Raw genomic sequence first — 23,102 nt, 5'->3', positions numbered from 1 at the left:
CCGTCGCGCGTCTCGATCTCCATGACGGACGTCGTCAGCAAGCTCTGGGGTTTGTGCCACACGCTGCGCCATGACGGCGTGCACGAGGGGGACTACCTTGAGCAGCTCACCTACCTGCTCTTCCTCAAGATGGTCGAGGAGAAGGGCGAAGTTCGCATGCCGTCCGGCTGCTCCTGGGCGGCGCTGAGTGAGCACCAGGACGCATCCGATCTCGTCGACCGCTACGAGGCGATCTTGACTCGGCTCGGAGAGACCCCCGGCATCCTCCAGGACATCTACGCGGGCGCGCGCTCACGCGTCGCGCAGCCGAGCTCGCTCGCGCGGATCATTCGCGAGATCGACGAGATCGCCTGGACCTCGCTCGGCACCGATGTCCAGGGCACCGCCTACGAGAGCCTGCTCGAGCGCGCGACCGCGGACGGAAAGAAGGGCGCCGGCCAGTACTTCACCCCGCGCGCGTTGGTCCAGTCGATCGTCCGCTGCGTCCGGCCCGATCCACGCGACGACCCCCAGTTTTGTGTGTGCGACCCGGCGTGCGGGACCGCCGGCTTCCTTGTCGCGGCCTACGAATGGCTCGCCGAGTTCGCCTCCGGCGCGCGCTCGAGCAAGCTCTGGCGACGCATCCGAACGCAGACCTATTACGGTCAGGAGCTCGTCACCGCCCCACGTCGGCTTGGGCTCATGAACCTCCACGTCCACGGGATCGAGCCGACGATCTGGCTCGGCGACGCGATCGGCTCGGATCCGCCGAAGCGCGACTTCTCGGTCGTGCTCACCAACCCGCCCTTCGGCTCCCGCGGCAGCGAGAGCTTCCCCGATCGCCCCGACTTCCTGGTCGAGACCAACAACAAGCAGATCAACTTCCTCCAGCACACGATCTCGATCCTGGCCGAGGGGGGCCGCGCCGCGATCGTCCTCCCCGACAGTTGCTTGTTCGAGGACAAGGCCGCCGAGCTCTTCGAGCAGGTGACGCAGACCTGCGACATCCACACGCTCCTGCGCCTGCCCAACGGGACCTTCAGCCCCTACGCGGGAGGGGTCCGCGCCAACGTCGTGTTCTTCACCAAGGGGCCCGCGACGCGCAGGACGTGGATCTACGACGCTCGCACCAGCGTCCCCTCCGTCACCAAGGCCCGCCCGCTCGCCGCCGAGAGTTTCGCCGAGTTCGAGGCCTGCTACGGCGACGATCCCGACGGCGGCTCGCGCCGCGACCGTCGTCAGTCCCAGGCTGGCCGCTGGCGCTCGTTCAACCTGCGCGCCATTCGCCAGGCCGAGTTCAAGTTCGACCACCTGCGTTGGCTCGATGACACGGCGGAGATCGACGAGGGGGGCACGCCCGAGGCCGTCGCGCTCCAGCTGCTCACGAAGCTCGAGTTCGCCGTCGCGCGCGTGAAGGAGCTCGTCGCCGCGCTGGGCGCGAACGAGGTCGATCGGTGAGTTTCGGCATCGCGGTCGGCGTGCCCGAGACGAAGCTGCCCGCGGGTTGGCGGTGGACCCCGCTGCGCGAGGTCGCACGGCTTGAGAGCGGGCACACCCCGAGCCGAAAGCAGCCCGGCTACTGGGGCGGCGACATCCCCTGGCTCGGCATCCGCGACGCGAACGCGCACCACGGCGGGGCCATATTCGAGACGCGCGAGACCATCACCGAGGCCGGACTCGCCAACTCCTCGGCGCGCCTGCTGCCCACTGGGACGGTCTGTCTGTCCCGCACGGCCTCGGTCGGCTACGTGGTGATCCTGGGCGAGCCGATGGCGACCAGCCAGGACTTCGTCAATTGGACCTGCGGCGACGCGCTCGAGCCTCGCTTCCTCAAGTACGCCCTGCTCCACGAAGGTCGCGAGCGGCTGGCGCAGCTCGGCACAGGGACGGTGCACAAGACGATCTACTACTCGACGGTCGAAGCGCTGCACATCGCGCTCCCGCCACGGCGAGAGCAGGCTCGGATCGCCGCGGAGCTCGACCGTCTGCTCGCCCTCGTGGAGCCCGTCGGCGCGCAGACCGACGAGCTCCTGCGAACGCTCGACGGGCTGTGGCGCCAGGCGCTGAGCGCCGCCTTTCGTGGACAGCTGACGGGCGCCGACGCGTCCCGCTGGCGGCGCGCGAGCGTGAAGGAGATCGCGCGTATCGACACCGAGTCCGTCGATCCGGCCGAGCACCCCGATCTGCCGCACGTCGCCCCCAACCACATCGAGAGCGGCACCGGCGTGCTCTTGCCTCACCGGACCGTCGGCGAGGACGGTGTCGTCAGTAAGAAGTACCGCTTCCAACCGGGGCACATCATCTACTCGAAGATCCGGCCCTATCTCGCCAAGGCCGTCCTCGTCGACTTCGAGGGCTTGTGCAGCGCCGACTCCTACCCGATCTCGGTCCGCAGCGAGGACGTGAGCGCGGCCTATCTGCACAAGGTGATGATCTCGCCGATGTTCACCGAGCAGGCGATCCCGCTCCAGGGGCGCACGGTGCTGCCCAAGATCAACAAGCGCCAGCTCTACGGACTTGAGGTGCCGATCCCCTCGCCGGCGGAGCAGGCCGAGATCGTCGCGCGGCTCGAGTGGGTGCAGCGCGCGATCCGAGACGTGCGTGGAGCCGTCGAGGGCTCGCAAGGGGACGTCGAGCACTTCACGCGCTCGATCCTGAGGCGGGCCTTTCACGGCGAGTTGGTCGAGCCCGATCGAAGCGACGAGCCGATCGCCGCGACGCTCGCCGCGAGCGAGGTGCCTGGACCCTATCGGCGGCAGAGTGAGGAGAGCATGGGCAAGACGAGCAAGAAGGCGGTGAAGGCGGTGGACCGCGGGCGGATCATGAAAGCGGTCGAGACGCTCGGGGCGAGCTTCGACTTCGCCGAGCTCCGCGCGGCGCTGAGCACGCCGCCCTACGACGAGCTGCAAGCGGCGCTGTTCGAACTGCTCGGCGGCGAGGATCCCCCCTTCGCCCAGGTGTTCGACTCGGAGCGCGCATGCATCCGCTTCGAGAGGGCCGAGTCGTGAAACTGATCTCCTTGCGGGTGTTCGAGGCCGCGACCTGCGGCGGCCTGCTCGACGGCCTCGAGCTCGACTTCCACGCCGACGACGCCGAGCGGGCCTTCTCGGCCATGTGCCTGGTGGGTCCCAATGGCTCGGGCAAGTCGCAGCTGCTGCAGGTCCTCGCCGAGGTCTTCCAGTCGATCGCGGCCACCGTGGTTTCGGAAGAGGAGCGCAAGGACGGCAACCCCGACCTTCGGTTCGAGATCATCTACCAGCTCCAATCCGATGGCGCGCAGACGATCGTGCGAGCGAGCCGGAGGGACGCGCGAGGAGTCGTGCTCGAGCGCGAGATCGGCGAGGACGAGTGGGAGCCCTCCGGGCTCGATGACCCGAGCACGCGGTCCCTGGTCCCGAGTCGGATCGTCGGATACACCTCGGGCGGTAACGAGACCCTGAGCCTGCCCTTTCTGCTCAGCCGCTTTCACTACGCCGAGGCCGTCTACAAGGAGGCGCTCGGCAAGCAGGACGACGAGAGCAAGGTCGAGGACACGCGCCTGCTGCTGATCGACTACGGCACGCACCTCGAGGTGCTGGTCTCGAACCTACTGCTCGGCGACGCGCCCCTGCGCGAGGCGCTCCTGACCGATTCGCCCGCGGAGGACCTTCACTCGTTTCGCTGCGTCGTGCAGCTCTCCCTGCCCGGCTCGAGCCGCCCCGTCGCGCTGACCGACGAGCTCCAAAACTACCTCGATCGCCTGCGGCAGTGCGCGACCTGCTATGAGCACGACGCCAAGCGACAGCGCTGGGTGTTCGACTTTTTCGTCGACGACGCGATGCGCCAGGCCTTCGCTACGCTGTGGCCCGAGGGCGCGTTCAGCCTCTACACCTCCGTGCACAAGCTCGCTATGCTCAACGACCTCGGCATCTCCAAGTCGATCCGCGAGGCGTTCAAACGCGAGACCAAGGAACGCCGCTTTCACTCGACGCTCCCGGAGCCACCCGACGAGAACAAGGTGTTTCGCTTCGAGCGCGTGCTCTTTCGCTCACGCGATCAGGGCAAGACCGTCGACTACGTCTCGCTCTCAGACGGCGAGCACCAGTTCGTCCAGGTCATGGGCATCTTCGCCATGCTCGCCGATCCCAACGTCTTGTTCCTGCTCGACGAACCCGAGTCCCACTTCAACCCCAAGTGGCGCGTGGACTTCGTCAAGAACCTGCTCGAGCTGCCCACGACCCGTGGGAGGCGGAGCGAGGGTGCGATCCACCAGGACTGCCTGCTCACGACCCACGCGCCCTTCGTGATCTCAGACACGAGCCGGGACAGCGTGTTGATCTTCGACAAACACGAGGGGCGCATCCGCGTCACCCGGCCCCGGATCGAGACCTTCGGCTCGACCTTCGACGCGATCCTGGCCGACTGCTTCGCCGTCCAGCCCCCAATCTCCCAGCTCTCGCGGGATCTGATCGAGGAGCTGCTCGCGTCGCGGGATGTCGCGGACATCGAGGAGAGGATGGGTCAGCTGGGCAGCTCCGTCGATCGGGCGCTGGTCGCCGATCACCTGCGTCAACTCGAGCGCGAGCGGGGAGGGGGCTAATGCTCTACGCCTACCCGCTCTCGGCGACGACGAACAACTGGCTGCACGTGGCCCTGGTCGCCGTGCTCGGCGAAGTCCAGCGCGCGGTGGACGAGGATCGTGATCTGCCGAACTGGCCCGAGATCGTGCCCCCCGGATATCGTTCGAGGCTGGAGGGCCGCACCTCGCTGCGCGACGCGGTCCTGCGCTACCACCGGGCCCTCGCCACCGCGTCCGAGCCCGAGCGAGAGCTCGTCCACCGGATCGTCCACGGCCACGACGCCCTGCGCTCCTTGCTGGGCGGGGAGTCCGACTGCCCCACGCTCGCGGGCTGCGACGACGCGCTTGCCGAGCCCCTCAAACAGCTCGGCTTCGCGTTCTACAAGCTGCTCCAGCCGCTCGAGATTCGAAGGTGCTTCTACACCGAGATCTACAACGCGCTTCCCCGAGCCAAGCTGTGCCCCTTTTGCGGGACCATGGAGCTCAAGTCTCCGAAGGCCAGGGTCTCGCAGGTACTCGATCACTTCCTTCCGCGCGCGCTCTATCCGGTGTTCTCGGCCAGCCTCGAGAACCTCGTGCCGATGTGCGGCGACTGCAACCGCGAGAAGCTCGACAAGGATATCCTGCGCGTGGGCCCGGGCGGCGCGCGCTCGAGCGTTCATTTTCCCTACGACCCGATCGCGGTGAGGCTCGACCTGGGGGGAGTGGGGTTCTTCGCCGCGCACCCGACCTGGACTGTCGGTCTGCGCCAACCGGGGCTCGACCTGGAGACCTGGAACGCGATCTTCGACGTTTGCCGGCGCTGGAACGAGCTGCTGAGCCAGCGCTACAAGGAGTGGCTCGGCAACATGGCCGTCACGATCGTCCACACGCGCGGGAGTGTCGAAGGGGTCCCTCTCGCGGACATCCTCTACGACTACCTCGAGCTCGTCCGCAAGGAGCACGAGAGCAACGGCCGGGACCACCTTCGGCTGGCCTTCTTCGAGTGGCTCGACGTTCTGGTCGCGCGGGGAGATGAGCGGATGGGCGAGTTTCTCTGGGGCATCATCCGCGAGGAGAGCGAGCGGGGCCCTCGGACGGCGCAGCTCCACTGTTCCTCGCGGGGCCGATAGCGACGATCGCCGAGGTGCAACGCACCCCGGAGATTCCGCGATCGCTCGGCTCGGCTCAGCTGAAGCTCCACTGACCTCGCAGCGCTCGGCCCTCAGGGGTGCTCGGCGGGCATCTTGAGAAGTCGCGGTGCCCTCCGCCCATGGAGAGCACGCGCCCGTCCGGGAGCAGGAGCGCCGTCGAGTGATACATGCGAGGTGACTCCTGCTCCCCGAGTTCCGCCCAGCCGGCGTCTGGGCAAGACGGGTCCCACATCTCCGCCATCTTGGTCGCATAACACTCATTGTTGTAGGGATTGCACAAAGTGCAGTCCTCCCTCTGCGAGGCCGAAGTCAGCGAGCTGCACCCGACCGCGCCAGTCATGCAAGGCGCTGCAGCGGCAAAATCGGGGCCAACTGCCGCCCCGGCGCGACCGCCGAGCCCATGGCACCGACATCAAAACGGTGCAATGATTCTGCACCACTAGCAGCCCGGGGTGCAATGCATCGCGCCGCCTCGTTTGGCCTTTTCGCCGAGGGCTTTGTCGCCAAAACTTGCAGTACGCCCGGTACAGCGGCGTTTTGGCTTCGCGCCCTCGGCGAAAATTCCGGCGCGAGGCGACACGATGCATTGCACCCCGGGCTGCTAGACGGAACGAGGCGGTACCAGACGGCACCACCTCGCTCCCAAGACCTCGTGTTCTTTCAAAGAAACCCAGCGTCACCATTGGTGTTCCATAAATACCAAGAGAACGGTTTCGAGTCCCTTTGTCTCCAACGCGGAAACGGCAGCTAGAGACTCCAAGTGAGAGCGAGGCAATCGCCTGGTTGGCGGCGCCGGTGAGCATGTTCAGGCTGCCGATGCACGGAGAGCCCGCCCCGAACTTCGCTCGACCCACGACATCAGGACGAAGAAGAGACCCTGCAGCTCAATCAATCGGAGTTCGGCATTCAACAATAAGGCAACGAGCCCAAACCAACGAACCCGAGGCCACAAAGAAACGACACCGATCGATTCGAGCAGCAATCACTAACACACCCGGAGTCGGGTCCCCATCCCGCGAACAGCTTGCGGTATCGGACAGTGATGGTTCAAACTAGGCATGCGACAATCCAATGCCCAGTCGGCCCACCACCGACCCATCGGCGCTCCCCTACCTCCTGTGCGCCGATGAGGTCGCCAACCTCCTGCGGATCACCCGCAAGGCCGTGTACTGCATGGTCGATCGCGGCCAGCTCCCCGGCGTGACCAAGATCGGCCGCCGAGTCCGCTTCCACCGCGACTCGATCCTGACCTGGCTCGAGCGCCAGCAGCAGCCGCTCCACTGACCCCAAACCCGCCCGCAGACGGGTCCGACCACGGCCTCAGGCTCCTTCGAGTCCCCGCTCGCCCTCCCCCACCCTATCTGCTAGGTTGGATCCATGGACGAGCGGTGTCGCAGTTCGGAGAACGCGATGACCGTGAATTTGAGGCCATACCGCCGAGGCGGTTGGGAGGTAGACATCCGAGTCCGGCTGGGCGACGGACGCAAGTACCGTGAGCGACGCAAGTCGCCGGTGGCGTCCAAGTCCGGGTCCCGCAGTTGGGGCGAGGAACGGGAGCGACACCTCCTCAAGCATGGCCCCGACCCCAAGCCGAGTTCTGCTGCCCTCGAGGCGAGCCCGGCACCCACAACAACCGAGGACCAGACCAAGCAGGAGGTACCCACCCTCGCCGAGTTCGCCCCGCGCTACATCGAGGGCTACTCGCGCGCCAACCGAGAGAAACACAGCACCACCAAATCCAAGCAGTGCCACCTTCGGGTCCACCTGCTGCCGATGTTCGGCGACAGGCGCCTCGACCAGCTCCGCCAGGAGGACATCCAGCGCCTCAAGGGCAAGCTCGCCGAGCTCTCCGCGAAGACCGTCAACAACGTGCTCACCACCCTGAGCACGATGCTCAAGGCCGCCGTCGACTGGGACGTCATCCCGGAGATGCCGGTCCGCATCAAGCAACTCAAGGTCACCACGCCGGAGATGGACTTCTACGACTTCGACGAGTACGAGCGTATCGTCGAGGCCGCGAAGACCTTCGACCCTCGGATCCACATCATGGTCCTGCTCGGCGGCGACGCGGGCCTGCGCCCTGGCGAGGTCCGCGCACTCCAGTGGGTAGCGATCGACTTCCGTCGCCGCCTGCTCACCGTTGACCGCGCCGAGTACGACGGGCACGTCGGGCTCCCGAAGCACGACAAGATCCGCCGCCTGCCGATGACCAAGCGGCTCGCCGCTGCGCTGCACGCACACCGACACCTGCGAGGACCCAACGTCCTGTACCGCGACGAGGGCACCACCCTCACCGTGATGGTCGCTCGCCGGTGGCTCAAGAAGACCCTCAAGCTCGCCAACCTGCGCGACCGAGGGCCACACACGCTACGTCACAGCTTCTGTTCCCACCTCGCCATGCGAGGTGCGCCCGCGCGAGCGATCCAAGAACTCGCCGGCCACTCAGATCTGGCGACGACCCAGCGCTACATGCACCTGTCACCGGCGGCACTCGAGCGCTCGATCCGGCTGCTCGAAGACCGCGGGTCACTGTGTGACCAGGACACGAACTCGTCTGGATTTGGAGACATTGTGGAGACGTTGGGTCTCTGAGATCAGATCCCCAACGATTCCAACAACTTAGGTAAGGCGGATTATGGGATTTGAACCCACGACCTCCTGGACCACAACCAGGCGCTCTAACCAGCTGAGCTAAACCCGCAGTGCGGCGCTTTCTAACACGCCCCTCCCCTCTACGCTACCCCCTTCGACCATCGAGCAAGCTCACAGCTTGACCCCCCGCCCGACCCAGGGCACACCCCGCCCGTGCCGACCCAGCCGCCCACGCGGGAGCTCCAGACCTTCCCGAACCCCAAGCCCGAGCGCGACTACGAGATCCGCTTCGAGTGCCCGGAATTCACCTGCTTGTGCCCCAAGACCGGGCAGCCCGACTTTGCCACGATCCGCATCCGCTACACGCCCGATCAGCGCTGCGTGGAGCTCAAGAGCCTCAAGCTCTACCTGTGGTCCTTCCGCGACGAGGGCGCGTTCCACGAGGCGGTGACCAACGAGATCCTCGACGATCTCGTCGCGGCCACGCAGCCGCGCGCGATGGTCGTCGAGGGCGACTTCTACGTCCGCGGCGGCATCCACACGGTCGTCGAAGCGCGCCACTCCCGGCAGTGAGGAACTTTTCTCCGGCGCGCGCGACCGTGGCGGCGGCGTGCCGTGCGAGCGCTCGGAACTCTCGCCAGACTTCGTTACAATCCGACAAGCGCAGCTAGCGCGAACCGCGTCCGATCTCCGGCCCCGCCCCCCGATCGACCCCAAGGACACGCTCATGGCCCTCTCATCCCTCACCGCACCGCTCTTCGCCCTGTTCATGTCGCTCGGCGGCTTCAACTGGAGCTACGGCTCGCAGACCGACACCAAGGGCAAGGCGATGGTCGAGCTGACCGCCGACGAGAACCTCAGCGGGGTCAAGGTCACGATCAAGGGCTCCGACGGGACCGAGGTGTCCAAGTCGATCAACATCAAGGCCGGCAAGAGCACCAAGGTCACGTGGACCCAAAAGGGCCGCCAGGTCAGCTACGAGATCAAGATCGAGGCCAACGACGCGTTCACGAACGGCGAGTTCGAGGTCGTGCGCCCGGTCGCGGGCGGGACCCGGGGCTCGCTGGCCCTGCAGTCCGACCGCGAGGAGATCGTCGACGACCAGAAGATCCGCTACAAAACGCCGTTCACGCTGAGCAGCCACGAGCTGCAGGTGTTCAACACCGACGGCGAGATGATCGTCGACGACACCGTGACCGACGAGATCGTCGAGGCCGGCGAGACCTTCGAGATGAGCTGGCAGACCGCCGACGAGGTCTTCATGATCAAGGTGACGGGCTCGGATGACACGGGCTACTCGGCGACCGACACCCGGGTGCCGTGGTCGGTCCACATCCCCCACACCGAGGTCAACTTCGACTCGGGCAAGTACAACATCAAGGGCGACGAGGAGTGGAAGGTCGCCGAGGCCTTCGCGGTGCTCGTCCACGAGCTCGACAACCTCGAGCGCGCGAACAAGGCCCTCGACGACCTCGATCCAGACAACGCGACCTCGGCCGACGACATCAAGGTCCAGCTCTACATCGTCGGCTACACCGACACGGTCGGCAACGCGGCCGACAACAAGAAGCTGTCCGAGAACCGCGCGCGCTCGATCGCCCAGTACTTCGTCGACAACGGGGCCTGGTGCGAGATCCACTACGCGGGCATGGGCGAGAAGGGCCTCGCGGTCGACACCGGTGACAGCGTCGACGAGGTCCGCAACCGCCGCGCGCTCTACATCCTGAGCCCGCAAAAGCCCGCGGGCGGCGGCCAGGTGCCCGGCGGCGGCTCGTGGAAGAAGCTCGCCGACGCGCGCCCGCGGATGATGAACAACCTGCCGCCGCTGCCCGAGAGCTACACCAAGTACAAAGAAGAGCAGCGTCAGGCACGGGAGGCGAAGTTCGGCGGCGGTGGCTACAGCGGCGACGGCGACGACGACGGCGATCTCGGCGACGGCGGCGACGACGACGGCGCTCTCGGTGGCAGCGGGAGCTCGGGCGGCGACGGAGGCTCGGGTTCGTCGGGCGCTTCCGGAAGCAGCAGCGACGGCGGGCCGCCCTCGGTCGGTGGTGAGCCCGGCGGGACCAAGCAAGGCTGCGCCGTCGAAGATCCGGCGACAGGCACGGGCCTGGGGCTGCTCGCGAGCTTGTTCGGCCTGCTCGGGCTGCGTCGGCGCCGACGCGCGAGCTGAGCCGTCACTGGGGCGCGATCGGGGGCCCGCGCGATCCCGCCGGGCTTTCCGCGCCCGGCCATCGCGCGTATGATCCGCAGTAGATGGCCCGCACGCTCGTATACAACGCCACTCTCGAGGCCAAAGTCGACATGTCCGACGTCCTGGCCGTGTTCAAGGTCGTGCCCGACACGCCGATCCCCGAGGGCAGGTGGTTCATCCCCGGGCAGTACTTGACCTTGGGCCTCAACAATGAGGCCCAGCCCGAGCTCGGCAGCGTCCGCAGGGCCATGTCGATCGCGTCAGCGCCGCAGCAGCGCGGGACGATCGACTTCTACATCCGCTGGGTCAGCAAGCCCGAGAGCGACAACCCGCTCACCCACCTGCTGTGGAAGATGAAGCCCGGCGATCGCCTGAGCATGACCACCCGCGCGATCGGCAAGTTCACGATCGACGAGACGATCGGGCTCGACGACAAGCGCCTCAAGATCCTGGTCGCCGCGGGCACGGGCCTCGCGCCCTTCACCTCGATGGTCGAGGCCGACATCGAGGCCAACCCCAAGGCCGACCTGAGCTCCTACGTGCTGCTCCACGGGGCCAGCTACCCGAACGAGATCGGCTACAAAGAGCGCCTCGAGCAGCTCGCCCGCGACAACGGCCTTCACTATCTGCCGACGATCAGCCGGCCCAAAGAGGCGCCCGAGTGGACCGGCGAGACCGGCCGCGTCGAGGACTTCTTCAAGCCCGGGCGGCTCGAGGCGCTCGAGCAGGCGATCGGCATGAAGCCCGGCGAGCTCGGCCCGAGCAACGCGGTCATCTACATCTGCGGGCTGACCGGGACGATCGCGATGACGATCGAGCGCCTGCTCTGCCGGGGCTTCGTGCCCTTTCACCGCAGGATCCGCCGGGCGCTCGGCTTCGACGACGCGGTCGAGTCGACGATCTACTACGAGCAATACGACAACGAGCCGGTGCTCAAGGTCAAAGACCCCGACGAGCTCGCGCGCCTCGAGGCGCTGCTGCCTCCGGGCTGCTAGCCCGCCGCGACCCAGCCATGGGGCCTCAGCGCCGCACCGGAGTCGGATCGGACTTCGGGCCCGCGGTACTCGCCAAGCTGGTTTTGGTCTTGGTCTGGGTCTGGGTCTGGGCCCGGGGCGAGTCCTCGATCACCAGCGAGATGAAGTCGTGGATCCAGGTCGGCGGCAGGCACAGCATCAAGATCAGCAGCATCATGAAGCTGAAGTAGGTGACCGAGAACATCGCGAGGATCCCGAGGTGCAACATCACGCCGCCCCACATCAGGTAGGGCCGCCAGCGACGCACCAGCAGCCCGAACGCGAGCACGAACTCGAGCGCGGTCGTCGACCAGGCCAGGAACACGGCGACATGGTGAACCCACGGGGTGTACACGAGCGAGTCGGAGCCGCCGTACCAGTCGAGGTAGTAGCGCTCCATCCGCTCGCCGCGTAGCCACTTGTCGTCGCTCTTGTTCTGGGCGGCCCACAGGTAGATGCTGGCGATCTGGACGATGAACAGCTCGACCTGCCACCACGGCATGCGCTCGGGCTCGGGCTCGCGGCCCTGCCTGCCCGCGCACCGGACCTCGATCGCGCGGTCGACCGAGAGCGAGCGGCCGCACGGCGTCAGGGCCAGGAGCACTGCGATCTGAAACTGCTGGACCGGTTTCTCGAGCACGTGGATGTGAAACTGGACGCCAAAGTAGATGTGCAGCAGGCCAAACACGAGCGCGAACGCGGCCGCGACGACGCGGGTCTTGTAACCAACGAGCAGGAGGCCGGCGAGGATGAAGTAGACCCAGGTCAGGGCGACCGCGCCGGGGTAGCCGTCGAGGAAGTGGCTCGCCCACGGCCCGGCGAACTGATAGATGCAGATGAAGGCCGTGAAGATCCGGACCATGGCCAGCGGGCGCGAGGAGATCTCCGCCGACGCGAAGTTCTCGAGCTTGGTCCGCAGACGGGGTCCGATCGCGCTCACTTGTTTCCCTGCTTCGACTTGGGCTTCGACTTGGGCTTCGACTTCGACTTGGGCTTCGACTTGCCGTGGGCGCAGACGTTCTTCTTGCGGCTGGTGATCTGCTTCCAGCCGGCCTCCATGCCGCAGCGCGCGGCGAGCTCGACGTAGGGGTCGCGGTCACCGGCCTTGCGCAGCGCCTGGCAGACCCGCCTGGCGTCCGTCGGCAGCTGCTTGTGATGGACCCGGGCGAGCTTGTCGGGCATCAGACCGGGGCGCTCGTAGCCGAGCAGCTTCCAGCGCTCGATCGGCGCGCCGTCTTGGTTCATATCGAAGTAGCGGACGTCGCAGATCAGCGCGCCGCCTTGCTGGTAGAGCATCCAGCTCCACACGAAGTAGTCGCGGGTCTCGCCCTTGATGTGCGCGCGGTAGGGTGGAATGTTGGACCAGGCGATCATTGCGACGAACGCGAGCACCGGCCACAAGAGCCGCCGCGGGAGACCGGGTTTGACGTCCTTCGCGGTCATCGTGGCCCCTGCAGCGAGATCAAGTCGTGGATTCGCTGCGGTGACAGACACGCGATCAACATGGTCATCATCATCAAGAACACGTAGCTCCCCAGATAGCTGGTCGAGAACACCAGCATGTGCACAAACAAGAACGCGAGCGCGACCCACATCGCGTAGGGCCGGAGGCGACGGACGAGGAGGCCAACGACCAGCCCGAATTCGACGATCGTGGCGGTCCACGCCGCGACCACGGCGAAGCGATGAAAGCCCGGGTGGACCACGAACATGTCGCTCCCGTACCACTGCAGGATCTGACGCTCGAGCAGCTCGCCACTGAGCCACCTCGGGTCACAGCCCTCGTAGCCGAGCCACAGGTAGATCGTCGCGGTCTGGACGATGAACAGCTCGAGCTGCCACCAGCAGATGCGCTCGGGCGGCGGCCCGCAGCCGTCTCGTTTGGCCCGGCGCACGGCGAGGGCACGATCGACCGAGAGCGAGCGGCCGCAAGGGGTCAGGGCCAAGAGCACGGTGATCTGAAACTCCTGGACCGGAGCCGCGAGCTTCGCGTTGCCGAGCGCGACCCCGTAGTAGAGGTGCAGGCCCGCGAACGCGAGCGCCATGATCGCGGTGGCCCAGCGTGTCTTGAACCCAAAGACCACGAACCACGCGGCGACCAGCACGACCCACGCGAGGAGCATGGTGCCGGCCGAGTCATCCATGCGGTGGGCGACCCAGGGAGAGGCGAACTCGACCCAGATCGTCAGCGCGGCGAAGATCCGCAGGAGCCCGAGCGAGCGCGAGGAGACCTCGGTCGCCGCGAAGGACTCGAGCATGCTGACGAGCCGAGCTCTCACATGTTGAGAGTACCCTGCCCCCGCGGGTCGATCATCAACTCGAGACCTTGCCGCCGCCCACCCTCACGGGCGCAGATCCTGCTCGTAGGCGCGGTAGGTCATGTAGATCCGCCCGCCAAGCCGCTCGAGGGCCCCCCGCATGCGTCGGTTGGACTCCAGCACCAACGACGCGTCGGCCCCCCGGTAGCCCCGACGCAGGCCCTCCTCCCAGGTACGCAGATAGAGCGGCGCGCCCAGGCCCAGGTGTTGGTAGCGCTGCTTGACCCCGAGCACGAGCACCCGCATCGCGTCGATCCGCTCGCCGCCGCGCCACGCGTGCCACCAGCCAAAGGGAAAGATCCGCCCGTTCATCGCCTTGGTCACCAGGTTCGTGTTGGGCAGCGCGATCGAGCCCGCGACGCACTCGTCGTCGATGAACGCGAACAGGCACAGCTTGGGGTCGAGCAGCGGCTCGAGCCGTCGACCGAGGAACTCGAACTCGTCGCGCGACATCGGGATGTGGCCCCAATTGTGGTCCCACGCGTCATTGAAGATCTCGCGGAACAGCTGCACGCCCTTGTCGTAGTCGCTGGCGTCCATGGTCTCGACGCGCAGCTTGGGGTTGCGCGACTCGACCCGCCGAGCGAGGCGCTCGATCAGCGGCGGCACCGGCCCCTGCTCGAGCCAGTAGGCGTACCAGTCCATGACCCCGCGGAGGCCGAGGGCCTCGTAGATCTTCGGATAGTAGGCGCGGTTGTGGGGGTTGGCGACGCTCGGGTCGATGTCGAAGCCGTCGACGAGCAGGCCAAAGTCGTGGTTTTGGTTGAAGTTGAACGGCCCGCGCGCGAGCTTCATGCCCTGTTCGCGCAGCCACGCGCTCGCGGCGTCGAGCAGCGCGCGGGCGACCTCGAGGTCGTCGATGAACTCGAAGAAGCCGAACAGCCCGACCCCGGGCTCGCGCGCTTGTAGCTCGGCGTCGACGGTCGCGGCGATCGTGCCGACCGGCTTGCGCCCGCGGTAGGCCATGAAGCAGCGGACCTCGGCCCGGCGAAAGTAGGGGTTCTTGCCTGGGTCGAGGAAGGCCTTGCGCTCGGAGATCAGCGGCGGCACCCAGTGGGGATCGCCGCGGTAGATCGGCCACCACGATCGCACGAAGCGGCTCGCGCCGCGGGGAAGCTCGACCGTGCGGATCGAGACCTCGGGGGTGCTCATTTCGAGGGTGCCTCGATCTTGGGGCTCGGGCGGGTCGACTCGTGGAGGGTGGGCGAGACCGACTCGCGCGCCCGGCAGCCGTGGGGGGCGGAGCTCGTCAGCCGCCGACGCGAGGGCGAAGCGCTCATGGCGGGACCATATCGCACAGCGCGGGCGCTCAACCGAACAGCCGACCGAGCAGGCCCTTGCCGCGCCGCTGCCTCTTCTTGAGCAGCCACTCGGCCCGGCTCCCGAGGCGCTTGGCGTCCATCCGACCGACGACGGCGTCGAGCACCTCGCCGTCGAGCACGAACAAGATCGTCGGCACGGACATGATCTTGAAGGGCGCCGCGAGGTAGCCGTGGCTCGCCGTGTTGACCTTGCAAAAGCGGACCTCTTCGGGGTCAAACTGACCCGCGACGTGGGCGAAGTCGCTGGCCATGGCCATGCACGGCCCACAGCTCGGCGACCAAAAATCGATCACCGCTGCGCCGCCTTCGGGGCTCATGATCGCCTCGACTTGATCTTGGTCCACGAGATCTTCGTAGGTCTTGTCGGATCCGGCGTCCGCCATGGGCCCAGTCTATTCCGAGCTCTGGCCCCGGCCAAGTCAGCTGCGCTCGAGCTGGACGTGGAGCCGGCCGAACTCGTCACGCGACACGAACACCCGCCAGGGTCGACAGCAGACCTCGCAGTCCTGGACCATCTCGCCGACGGTCTGGGGGTCCACCCACAGCTCCTGCTGCTCGAAGCACCACGGGCAGCAGACCTCGATAGCGTCGTCCACGCTCGCAGCATAGCCCGTAGAAGCTCGGATCGGCGAGGGTCTTGGTCGTCGCCGGATCTGCGCGTGGTGGGTCCGCGCGTTCGCGCGGGCGGGCTCCAGCCCATCGAGCGCCAACGACGGCAGCGCAGGTGACGACAGGGCGCGCGCCGTCCGGGTGCCCCGCGACGAGGCCTCGCACGCCCTGCCCCTCGACGAGCCCGGCGAGCTCGGCGACGACGCTCAGAGCTGGCTCGGGCGCGGACTCAGGCAGCCGGGGCCGGGGGCAGCTCGTCGACGACGGGCGCCTCGTCGACGGGCGCCTCGTCGGCGGGCGCCTCGACGACGGGCTCGTCGACGACGTCAACCGAGGGCGCGACCGGAGCCGGCTCCTGCTCGCGCAGGGCGTCGTCGTCCATCTCGGTCCAGCCCTCGACGTCGGGCAGATCTTCGAGGGGGTTGCTCGGGGCCGAAGCGGGATCGGGCGCGGGCGTCGGCGTGGGCGCGGCGGCGGCCTTGCTGGCGGCGGGCTTGCTGGCGGGCTGGACGGGCGCCTTGGGGCTGGGGCTCGGCGAGGACCTGTCCGCGAACTTCGGCGGCGGCGGTGCCGAGTGGATCGGTGGGGCCGCGGCGCGGGAATTCACGGCCAAGGTCCGCTCGGATGCGGCGCCTCGCCTGGCCTGGACCGGCGGGTTGACGACGGCTTCGTCCACCGAGGGCGCCTCGACCTCGGGCTGCGCAGCAGGCTCGACCGTGACCTCGGGTTGGGGCTCGGGCTCGGGCGCGATGTCTGCGGCCACGGACGGCGACGAGCTGCTGGTCAGGACCACGACCACGGCCGCGGTGAGCAGCGCGCAGGCCCCCGCGCCCACCAGCAGCCACTTGCGCTGGGTCGGATCCTGCTCGAGCCCCGAGCTCGGGCGCTCCTCGTCGAGCTCGATCGCAGCGCCCGCCCAGCTGACATCCAACTCGGGGCTGCCCTCGGTCTCGTGGAAGCTCAGATCGTCGGTGCTCGTCGGATCGGTCACGGGGCGCAGGTCTCCGCCGGCCAAGCTAGCGTGACCGGCCGTCCTGTCAAGCTTGCGGCTTTTTCACGCCCTCTGCGACCGGCGCCAGCCAGTCGACGAAGCGAGCGCGGTTGGGGATGCCCTGCTCGCGCAGATAGTCTTCGGCGAGCGCCTCGAGCTCGGCCGACTCGCGGCCCCGGGTGACCGCCGCGAGGCGGAGGCGGACGGCGGCCAGGTGCGCGCCCATGCTGTGCTCGTCGAGGTGGAGCGCCGCGTCTCGCCAGGCCCGCCGCGTGGCCTCGCGCTCGCCGCTGAGCGAGTGCAGCGCGGCCTCGTGGATCTGGGCCTCGCCGCGGTAGAGCGGATCGTCGAACTTGCGGTGGCGCCTGCACGCGCGCTCGACCTCGCGGCGCAGGCCCCCGTCGCTCGGGCTGCGCACGGCCGCCCGCACGGTCACCCGCGCGCGGGCCTGGTCCATCAAGTCGGCGACTCGCCCGATCCGTCCCATGCCAGACGCCCGGACCTTGGCGAGGGTCGCCTCGACCTCCGCGAGCGCGCCGTCGACCTCGCCGGCGTAGAGCATGACGTTGATCGCCGACAGATCCAGGGTCAGATCCGGGACCGTGTAGCGCGACGCATCCCAGCTCTCGCGCCCGGCCGCGAGGCTGCGGCGGGCGCCCTCGAGGTCGTCGAAGCACAGCGCCGTGGTCGCGGCGACGCCGAGCAGCGAGGCGAGCTCGTGGAGGTTGCCGTGATCGCGCGCGCTCGTGACCCAGCCGGGCAGCTCACGGCGCAGCTCGCCGAGCTGTCCGCTGAGCTGACAGGTCTCGGCGTAGCGGATCGCCGCGTAGGCGCGGATCCAGTCGGAGCCCGGCGAGGCCTCTATGCCGCGCAGGAGCTTGGCCAGGCGCAGGCGTGCCCGGGGCATGCGGGCCGCGAACCAGTCGATCATCGCCTCGGACAGATCGATCGCCCGATCGAGCTCGATGTCGTCGACCCTCGTCGCGATCTCGCGACAGCTGACCAGCATCTGACGCGCACGCTCGCCCCGCCCCATCGCGGCCTGGGCCATGAACTCGACCGACAGCACCAGACCGAGGCGACGGGGCTCGGCGGCCTCGTGGGCCAGGACCAGGGCCCGAGCGTGCAGCGCCTGGCTCAAGATGACCTCCTGCAGCGACAGCCCCGTGGCGACGCTCGAGATCACGTCGAGGCGGGTCAGCAGCTGCTCGGGGATGTCCGACTCGGGCCGCGGCGAGGGCTGCCCGAGCAGGCCCCGAAACCACAGCCGCGCCCGCTCGCGGACGATCATCCACACCGCGCCCCAAAGGCCCCGCGGCATCGGCTCGCCGAGCTCGGCGAACAGCGTGCGGCTGAGATCCAGGCCCTCGTCGAGGCGACCGGCGCGAAGCAGCTGCTCGGCCGCGCGCCGCCGGAGGCTGCGGGCCTCGTCGGGCCTGGCCACGACCGCGAGCTCGAGCAGGATGTCGGCGGCCTTGGCCCCGCGACCGAAGTTGATGAGCTGGTGGGCCAGGGCCAGGCGCAGCTCCCGACGCTTGGCCCCGCTCGCCGTCGGCGGGAGCAGCTCGAGGGCGCGTTCGTAGAGCTCGACGGCCCGGGCGAAGGCGAGGGCCTCGGCGGCCGCGATCGCGGCGCGCTCGGTGTACTCGGCCGCCCGCGCGGCCTCGCCTCCCTGAAAGAAGTGCTCGGCGAGGGTCTCGAGCTCGGGGCCGTGGTGCTCGAGCACCTCGGCGAGCTCGAGGTGAAGCACGCGGAGCTCGGCGGGCTCGAGCTCGCCGAGCACGAGCTCGCCAATGCGCCCGTGGGCGGTCTCGACCACCCAGTCCCCGCGCGCGACCGGGCCCTCGCCGTCGGTCTCGGCGCGGGGACGGATCAGCAAGCCGAGCGAGCACAGCTCGTCGACGATCGCCTCGACCGAGGCCGGCGGCTCGAGCTCGACGAGCTCGAGCATGACCTTCATCGGCGTCGGACCCCCGGCGACCGCGACCAGCGCGAGCAGCCGACGGGCGTCGGCGTCGAGGTCGACGATCCGCCGCGCGACGATCTCGTCGAGGCTGAGCTCGCTCGCGCCCTCGCCGTCGACGGCGGCGCCGAGGATCATCTGGCTGAGGTAGAAGGGATTGGCCCCGGCCCGCTCGACGTAGACCCGGGCGAGCGCGGGGTCGGCCGCGTCGCCCATCAGCTTCATGGTCAGAGCGAGGGCGTCTTGGTGCTCGAGCGGGCCGAGCAGCAGCTCGCGCACGTCCCGGCCCGCGAGCGCGGCGGGCGAGCGGAGCTCGGTCATGGCCGCGCGCGCGCCAGGCCGCAGCTCGAGGTCGTCACGAAAGCCGAGGATGACCAGGAGTGCGGGCGGGTCCGGCGGGCGCATCAGGGTGTTGAGCAGGTGGACGCTGTCGACGTCGGCCCACTGAAAGTCGTCGACACACACGACCAGCGGCGCCCGGGTGCTGAGGCGCTGGACGAGCTCGCGCAGGGCCGCGAGCCCCTGCCGACGCAGCTCGACGCCCGCGGCCGGCCCGGGGTCCTGGGGCTTGGGCCACACGTCGCCGAGGACCGGAAAGATCCGGGTGAGCGCGGCGAGCTGGCGCGGCTGGAGGGCCGCGACCTCGAGCTCGGGCATCCGCCGCAGCTGGACCGAGGTCGCGTCGATGATCGCGTCGACCCCCTTGTAGGGCACCGACTCGCGCTCGAAGCAGCGACCCCGGAACACGAAGGCCTCGTGCTTGTGCCGGACCCGATCCAAAAATCGAGTCAGCAGCGCCGACTTGCCGAAGCCGCTCGCGCCATGGACGTGCACGGTCACCGCCGCGCCGGTCTCCTCGACGTCGCGCAGCGCCGCGCGGAGCTGGCCGAGCTCTCGCCTCCGGCCAATGAAGGGCGCGCGCTCGCCGAGCTCGGCCTCGCTCGCCGAGACCGAGCTCGAGCTCAGCGACATGCCCGCGAAGGCCTCGGAGCTCACGGCCAGGCCATGGCCGGACGAGCTCGATCCGCCCGCGCTGCGCGGACCAAAGTCGAGCTCCTCGACCTCCGCGATGAGCTCGCGCCCGACCGGGCGGCTGTCGGGATCACGCGCGAGCAGGCGCATGCACAGCGAACGCAGCGCGGGCGGGACATCGGCGACCCGCGAGCGCGGATCGGGGATGTCGCCCTCCTGCTTGTGGATCATGACCTCGATGCCCGAGCCCCGAAACGGCAGCTCGCCCGTGAGGCACTCGTAGAGCATCACGCCGACCGCGTAGTAGTCGGCGGCGGGCGTGGTCTTGCCCGCGATCGCCTGCTCCGGGGACATGTAGGCCGGCGTGCCGAGGGGCGCGCCGTCGTGGGTCAGGCCCTCGTCGAGGACCGCGAGCTCCGAGACCAGGCCAAAGTCGAGGATCACGACCCGCCCGGCCCGGCTGACGAGCACGTTCGAGGGCTTGACGTCGCGGTGCAGGCACTGCTGGCGGTGAAGGTGCTGGAGGCCGACCACGAGCTGAGCGAGGGCCCGACCGAGGCGCACGAGGTTGGGCAGGTGCCCGGGCGGCGTGCGCCCGCGGACGTAGTCGGTGAACGGCACCCCGTCGACCAGCTCCATCGTGAAAAAGGGCAGCCCCTCGCGCGGGACCACGAGCTCGTGGAGCGTGATCAGGTTGGGGTGGGCGACGTCGGCCAGGGCCCTGAACTCGCGCTTGAACCGATACAGCGCCGTCGACCCGGCCTGGGCGAGGACCTTGAGCGCGACGAGCTCGCCAGTCTCGAGCGAGCGCGCCGCGAACACCTCGCCCATGCCCCCCGCGCCGAGCCGCCGCTCGACCTCGTGGGCGCCGAGGCGGTCGCCGATCTCGACGTCGCGCCCTCGGATCGGCACGGCGCCCGCCTCGCTGGCCCGGCCCGTGGACAACAGCACGCCAGGCTCGGTCACCTCACTGCTGGGTTGCTCGTCAAAGGCCATCGGGCGACGCGAGTATATCCCGGGCCCGCTCGCGTCAGCGCCACGTGGGCACGCGCTCGAGGGCCCGCGTGTCTCCGAGCTCCTCGCAGACCTGCTCGAGCGCCTCTCGCTTGGCCCCCCGCCACCGCAGCTCGTCGACGTCGCGCTGGTCGAGGGGCACGTCGGTGCGCAGGGTCGCCAGGGTTCGATAGAGCTGGGCCTCCTCACGCCGGTCACGAAGGTTCTGAGCCAGGCCCTTGGCGCCGCGGACCTTCACCGTCCAGGCCTCGTGGTCGTCGGGGATGGCGTCGACGTGGCCGTAGGCCTGCAGGACCTTGGCCGTCGACTTCATGCCCCAGCGTGGGATCCCCGGGATGCCGTCGGCGCTGTCGCCGACGAGCGCGAGCAGATCGGGGATCGAGGCCGGCGGGACGCCGTATTTTTCCTCGATCCCGGCCGCGTCGTAGACCTCCTGGCGCCGACGATCGAAGAGCACGACCCGATCCCTGCGCACACACTGACCGAGGTCCTTGTCGGGTGAACACAAGAGCACCTGCTCGACCCCCTGCGCATCAGCCCAGCGGGCCGCTCCGGTCGCGAGGGCGTCGTCAGCCTCGAACTCGACCATCGGCCACACGACCAACCCGAGCGCGTCGGACAGGCGCTCGGCGAGGGGGAATTGGGCCGACAAGCTCGGATCGATGCCCTCACCGGTCTTGTAGCCGTCGAACAGCTCGTTGCGGAACGACTCGATCACGTGGTCGAAGGCGATCGCCACGTGGGTCGTGTCGGGCTCACGCAGCAGCGCGAGCATCGAGCGAAGCAGCCCCCGGCTCGCCCCGACCTCGCCGCCCTCGCGGCCGGTAGCGGGTGGTGCGCCGTAGAAGCTGCGAAACAGCTCATAGGTTCCATCGATCAGGTGCACACGCACCCCCCGACTCTGCCCAACTCCAGCCCCGCGGTCGACCCCACACGAGCCCCGGCAACCGGTACAATCGTGGCGACCTCGTGGCGAAGCGCGACCAAGACAGCACGGCCTCCGGGCCCGAGCGCGACGACGAGCGCCCCGCGTCGGACGAGGGGGAGAGCGTCCCCCCGACGCTCCCGCCGTTTGCGAACGACGGTCCCCAGCCCTTGACCCTGCACGGCGTGCCGACGAGCGATCCGTTGACGAGCGACGACGGTGGCCTCGACGGTGGCCTCGACGATCTCTTCGACGTGCCCAAGCTCGGGCCGGCGACCACCTCCGGACCCAAGCCCGGCGCACCTGGACCCCCGCCGCCGGTGCCTCCGCTGGCGGGACGCAAGGGGCGGCCCAAGCCCCCGACGACCGGCCCACTCCCGATTATCCCGCCGATCGGCGAGAACGACTCGCAGGCCCCAGCGCCAAAGCCGACACCGAGCAAGACCGCACGCGCGGTCCTGAGCGAGGACCTCGATGAGAAGCCGGTCACAGCGAAGACAGGCGCCGCGCCCTTGCCGTCGGCGGACTCGTTGATCGCAAAGATCCGAGCTGCCAAGCGCAGGGCCGAAGCCGGGCAAGAGCCCGAGCCCGAGCCCGAACCAGCGCCAACGCCCGAGCCCGAGCCCGAACCCGAGCCCGACGCCAAGACAGTCGCAGTCGCAGTCGCAAGCGCCGCGGCAGACCCCAGCCCGCCCGACGCGGCACTCGATGAAGCGGACGAGGTCGCGCGCGAAAGTGGGTCCAACGCCCACACAGTGGGCGACGCCCACAACGACAACGAACCATCCACCGTCGCCGCGGACACTTTGAACACGGCGATGGACGGATCAACACGATCGGCCAACGGGCTCACGCTGGCCAAACGAAGCTCGGATGTCGCGGCGAAGAAGGTTGCCCCACCTCCGCCGACCACCAGCCCCGCGAGCGACGGCGCGCCGCAACCCGCGGTCGGCGTCCCCTACCAGCCGCCCGCGCTGATCATCAAAGACAGCGAGGCGCCCTCGACCGGAGAGGACGCGAGCGAGCCCAACGCTGCCGAGGCTGCCAGCCCCGAAGACGAGGCTCCCCGCGCCCTCCCGCGACCGGGCCGGATGCAGAGCCCCGGCGCTCGACGACCGCCAGCCGACGCAAGGGTCGCCGCGCTCGCGCAGGCTGCCGCCGCGGCCCCCGTCTCGGTCCGGCCGAGCGGGGCACCCCGGCCGATCTCACGCCAGGACACCGCGGCGCTGATCAACGGCCTCGCCAACGAGATCATCGCGGACGCGGCGGCCGAGTCGGCGGTCACCGTCAATTTCAAGGTCCCTTCCCCGAGCGCGACCAAAAAAATCCCGGACAAGCGACGCAAGTACGCGCTCTACTTCCTCGCCGGAGCGGCGGTCTTGTCACTCATCGTGATGGCGCTGCCGTCCAAGACCCCCGACAACCCCGACGAGCAGGCGCTCGAGCCCGGGACCGAGCTCCCGGGCGAGCCGCCCGAGCCCGAGCCCGAGCCCGAGCCGCTGCTCGCCCAGGCGGATCC

At 68.8% G+C, this 23,102-nt stretch carries 18 protein-coding genes, 1 tRNA gene and 1 pseudogene; 10 read left to right on the top strand and 10 right to left on the bottom strand.

The window, feature by feature from the left end:
• The first annotated feature begins 15 nt into the window (after positions 1 to 15).
• The 6 genes from ENSA5_RS31690 to ENSA5_RS31665 all read left to right on the top strand — a co-directional run bounded on the left by ENSA5_RS31690 (position 16) and on the right by ENSA5_RS31665 (position 8,262).
• Entirely contained in the window at positions 16 to 1,437 is a 1,422-nt protein-coding gene (locus ENSA5_RS31690) for a class I SAM-dependent DNA methyltransferase (protein WP_444843375.1), read from the top strand.
• Positions 1,434 to 2,987 carry a restriction endonuclease subunit S gene (locus ENSA5_RS31685; protein WP_106395460.1) on the top strand — a complete coding sequence of 518 codons (1,554 nt, stop codon included), beginning with the start codon at positions 1,434 to 1,436 and terminating at the stop codon, positions 2,985 to 2,987. Before ENSA5_RS31690 ends, ENSA5_RS31685 begins: the two co-directional genes overlap by 4 nt.
• Positions 2,984 to 4,558 (top strand): restriction system-associated AAA family ATPase, encoded by a 1,575-nt coding sequence (locus ENSA5_RS31680; protein ID WP_106395459.1) that lies wholly within the window; start codon positions 2,984 to 2,986, stop codon positions 4,556 to 4,558. Before ENSA5_RS31685 ends, ENSA5_RS31680 begins: the two co-directional genes overlap by 4 nt.
• A complete protein-coding gene (locus ENSA5_RS31675) occupies positions 4,558 to 5,649 on the top strand; it encodes an HNH endonuclease family protein (RefSeq protein WP_106395458.1) in 1,092 nt (363 codons plus the stop codon). Before ENSA5_RS31680 ends, ENSA5_RS31675 begins: the two co-directional genes overlap by 1 nt.
• A 1,092-nt stretch (positions 5,650 to 6,741) precedes the next feature.
• Complete coding sequence (locus ENSA5_RS31670) at positions 6,742 to 6,954, top strand: helix-turn-helix domain-containing protein (protein ID WP_106395457.1); 213 nt, start codon at positions 6,742 to 6,744, stop codon at positions 6,952 to 6,954.
• Positions 6,955 to 7,182: 228 nt separating this feature from the next.
• Positions 7,183 to 8,262, top strand: coding sequence for a tyrosine-type recombinase/integrase (locus ENSA5_RS31665; RefSeq protein WP_258183081.1), 1,080 nt, complete (start codon positions 7,183 to 7,185; stop codon positions 8,260 to 8,262).
• Between the two features lie 35 nt (positions 8,263 to 8,297).
• Here the strand turns inward: ENSA5_RS31665 and ENSA5_RS31660 are convergent.
• Positions 8,298 to 8,371: transfer RNA gene (locus ENSA5_RS31660), tRNA-His, on the bottom strand.
• Between the two features lie 104 nt (positions 8,372 to 8,475).
• Between ENSA5_RS31660 and queF the strand changes: the two genes are divergently transcribed.
• The 3 genes from queF (at position 8,476) to ENSA5_RS31645 (ending at position 11,451) form a co-directional block, all read left to right on the top strand.
• Positions 8,476 to 8,835 carry a preQ(1) synthase gene (gene queF, locus ENSA5_RS31655; protein WP_106395456.1) on the top strand — a complete coding sequence of 120 codons (360 nt, stop codon included), beginning with the start codon at positions 8,476 to 8,478 and terminating at the stop codon, positions 8,833 to 8,835.
• 154 nt (positions 8,836 to 8,989) lie between these two features.
• Positions 8,990 to 10,435 (top strand): OmpA family protein, encoded by a 1,446-nt coding sequence (locus ENSA5_RS31650; RefSeq protein WP_106395455.1) that lies wholly within the window; start codon positions 8,990 to 8,992, stop codon positions 10,433 to 10,435.
• Positions 10,436 to 10,518: 83 nt separating this feature from the next.
• Positions 10,519 to 11,451, top strand: coding sequence for a ferredoxin--NADP reductase (locus ENSA5_RS31645; RefSeq protein ID WP_106395454.1), 933 nt, complete (start codon positions 10,519 to 10,521; stop codon positions 11,449 to 11,451).
• A gap of 25 nt (positions 11,452 to 11,476) precedes the next feature.
• On the opposite strand, the gene ENSA5_RS31640 is transcribed toward ENSA5_RS31645, so the two are convergent.
• From ENSA5_RS31640 to ENSA5_RS31600, 9 genes are all read right to left on the bottom strand, one after another.
• Positions 11,477 to 12,409 carry an HTTM domain-containing protein gene (locus ENSA5_RS31640; RefSeq protein ID WP_106395453.1) on the bottom strand — a complete coding sequence of 311 codons (933 nt, stop codon included), beginning with the start codon at positions 12,407 to 12,409 and terminating at the stop codon, positions 11,477 to 11,479.
• Positions 12,406 to 12,912 carry a hypothetical protein gene (locus tag ENSA5_RS31635; protein ID WP_106395452.1) on the bottom strand — a complete coding sequence of 169 codons (507 nt, stop codon included), beginning with the start codon at positions 12,910 to 12,912 and terminating at the stop codon, positions 12,406 to 12,408. Before ENSA5_RS31635 ends, ENSA5_RS31640 begins: the two co-directional genes overlap by 4 nt.
• The gene (locus tag ENSA5_RS31630; protein ID WP_106395451.1) at positions 12,909 to 13,727 is read right to left on the bottom strand and encodes an HTTM domain-containing protein; all 819 of its coding nucleotides are present in this window, start codon (positions 13,725 to 13,727) and stop codon (positions 12,909 to 12,911) included. The genes ENSA5_RS31635 and ENSA5_RS31630 overlap by 4 nt, the downstream gene beginning before the upstream one ends.
• Before the next feature lie 84 nt (positions 13,728 to 13,811).
• Positions 13,812 to 14,939, bottom strand: coding sequence for a hypothetical protein (locus ENSA5_RS31625; RefSeq protein ID WP_106395450.1), 1,128 nt, complete (start codon positions 14,937 to 14,939; stop codon positions 13,812 to 13,814).
• A gap of 157 nt (positions 14,940 to 15,096) precedes the next feature.
• Complete coding sequence (locus ENSA5_RS31620) at positions 15,097 to 15,492, bottom strand: thioredoxin family protein (RefSeq protein WP_106395449.1); 396 nt, start codon at positions 15,490 to 15,492, stop codon at positions 15,097 to 15,099.
• Between the two features lie 36 nt (positions 15,493 to 15,528).
• On the bottom strand, positions 15,529 to 15,705 hold the full coding sequence (locus ENSA5_RS31615) for a zinc ribbon domain-containing protein (RefSeq protein WP_106395448.1): 177 nt from the start codon (positions 15,703 to 15,705) through the stop codon (positions 15,529 to 15,531).
• Between the two features lie 242 nt (positions 15,706 to 15,947).
• Complete coding sequence (locus ENSA5_RS31610; RefSeq protein ID WP_146156328.1) at positions 15,948 to 16,709, bottom strand: hypothetical protein; 762 nt, start codon at positions 16,707 to 16,709, stop codon at positions 15,948 to 15,950.
• A gap of 46 nt (positions 16,710 to 16,755) precedes the next feature.
• On the bottom strand, positions 16,756 to 20,640 hold the full coding sequence (locus ENSA5_RS31605; protein WP_106395446.1) for a serine/threonine-protein kinase: 3,885 nt from the start codon (positions 20,638 to 20,640) through the stop codon (positions 16,756 to 16,758).
• 34 nt (positions 20,641 to 20,674) lie between these two features.
• Positions 20,675 to 21,550, bottom strand: coding sequence for a 5'-3' exonuclease (locus ENSA5_RS31600; RefSeq protein ID WP_106395445.1), 876 nt, complete (start codon positions 21,548 to 21,550; stop codon positions 20,675 to 20,677).
• Between the two features lie 77 nt (positions 21,551 to 21,627).
• Between ENSA5_RS31600 and ENSA5_RS36600 the strand changes: the two are divergent.
• Positions 21,628 to 23,102, top strand: a pseudogene (locus ENSA5_RS36600) (hypothetical protein); the annotation flags it as partial.

The organism is Enhygromyxa salina, assembly GCF_002994615.1.
Classification (GTDB): Bacteria; Myxococcota_A; Polyangia; order Nannocystales; family Nannocystaceae; genus Plesiocystis; species Plesiocystis salina_A.
The sequence above is the reverse complement of the archived record's forward strand: the minus strand, read 5'-3'. Positions and strand labels throughout refer to the sequence as shown.

What these genes read in the sequence shown, in the direction of transcription:
- ENSA5_RS31650 (WP_106395455.1), top strand. Translation starts at nt 8,990, where the DNA reads ATGGCCCTCTCATCCCTCACCGCACCGCTCTTCGCCCTGTTCATGTCG.
- ENSA5_RS31625 (WP_106395450.1), bottom strand. Translation starts at nt 14,939, where the DNA reads ATGAGCACCCCCGAGGTCTCGATCCGCACGGTCGAGCTTCCCCGCGGC.
- ENSA5_RS31670 (WP_106395457.1), top strand. Translation starts at nt 6,742, where the DNA reads ATGCCCAGTCGGCCCACCACCGACCCATCGGCGCTCCCCTACCTCCTG.
- ENSA5_RS31605 (WP_106395446.1), bottom strand. Translation starts at nt 20,640, where the DNA reads ATGGCCTTTGACGAGCAACCCAGCAGTGAGGTGACCGAGCCTGGCGTG.
- ENSA5_RS31630 (WP_106395451.1), bottom strand. Translation starts at nt 13,727, where the DNA reads ATGCTCGAGTCCTTCGCGGCGACCGAGGTCTCCTCGCGCTCGCTCGGG.
- ENSA5_RS31645 (WP_106395454.1), top strand. Translation starts at nt 10,519, where the DNA reads ATGGCCCGCACGCTCGTATACAACGCCACTCTCGAGGCCAAAGTCGAC.
- ENSA5_RS31620 (WP_106395449.1), bottom strand. Translation starts at nt 15,492, where the DNA reads ATGGCGGACGCCGGATCCGACAAGACCTACGAAGATCTCGTGGACCAA.
- ENSA5_RS31675 (WP_106395458.1), top strand. Translation starts at nt 4,558, where the DNA reads ATGCTCTACGCCTACCCGCTCTCGGCGACGACGAACAACTGGCTGCAC.
- ENSA5_RS31635 (WP_106395452.1), bottom strand. Translation starts at nt 12,912, where the DNA reads ATGACCGCGAAGGACGTCAAACCCGGTCTCCCGCGGCGGCTCTTGTGG.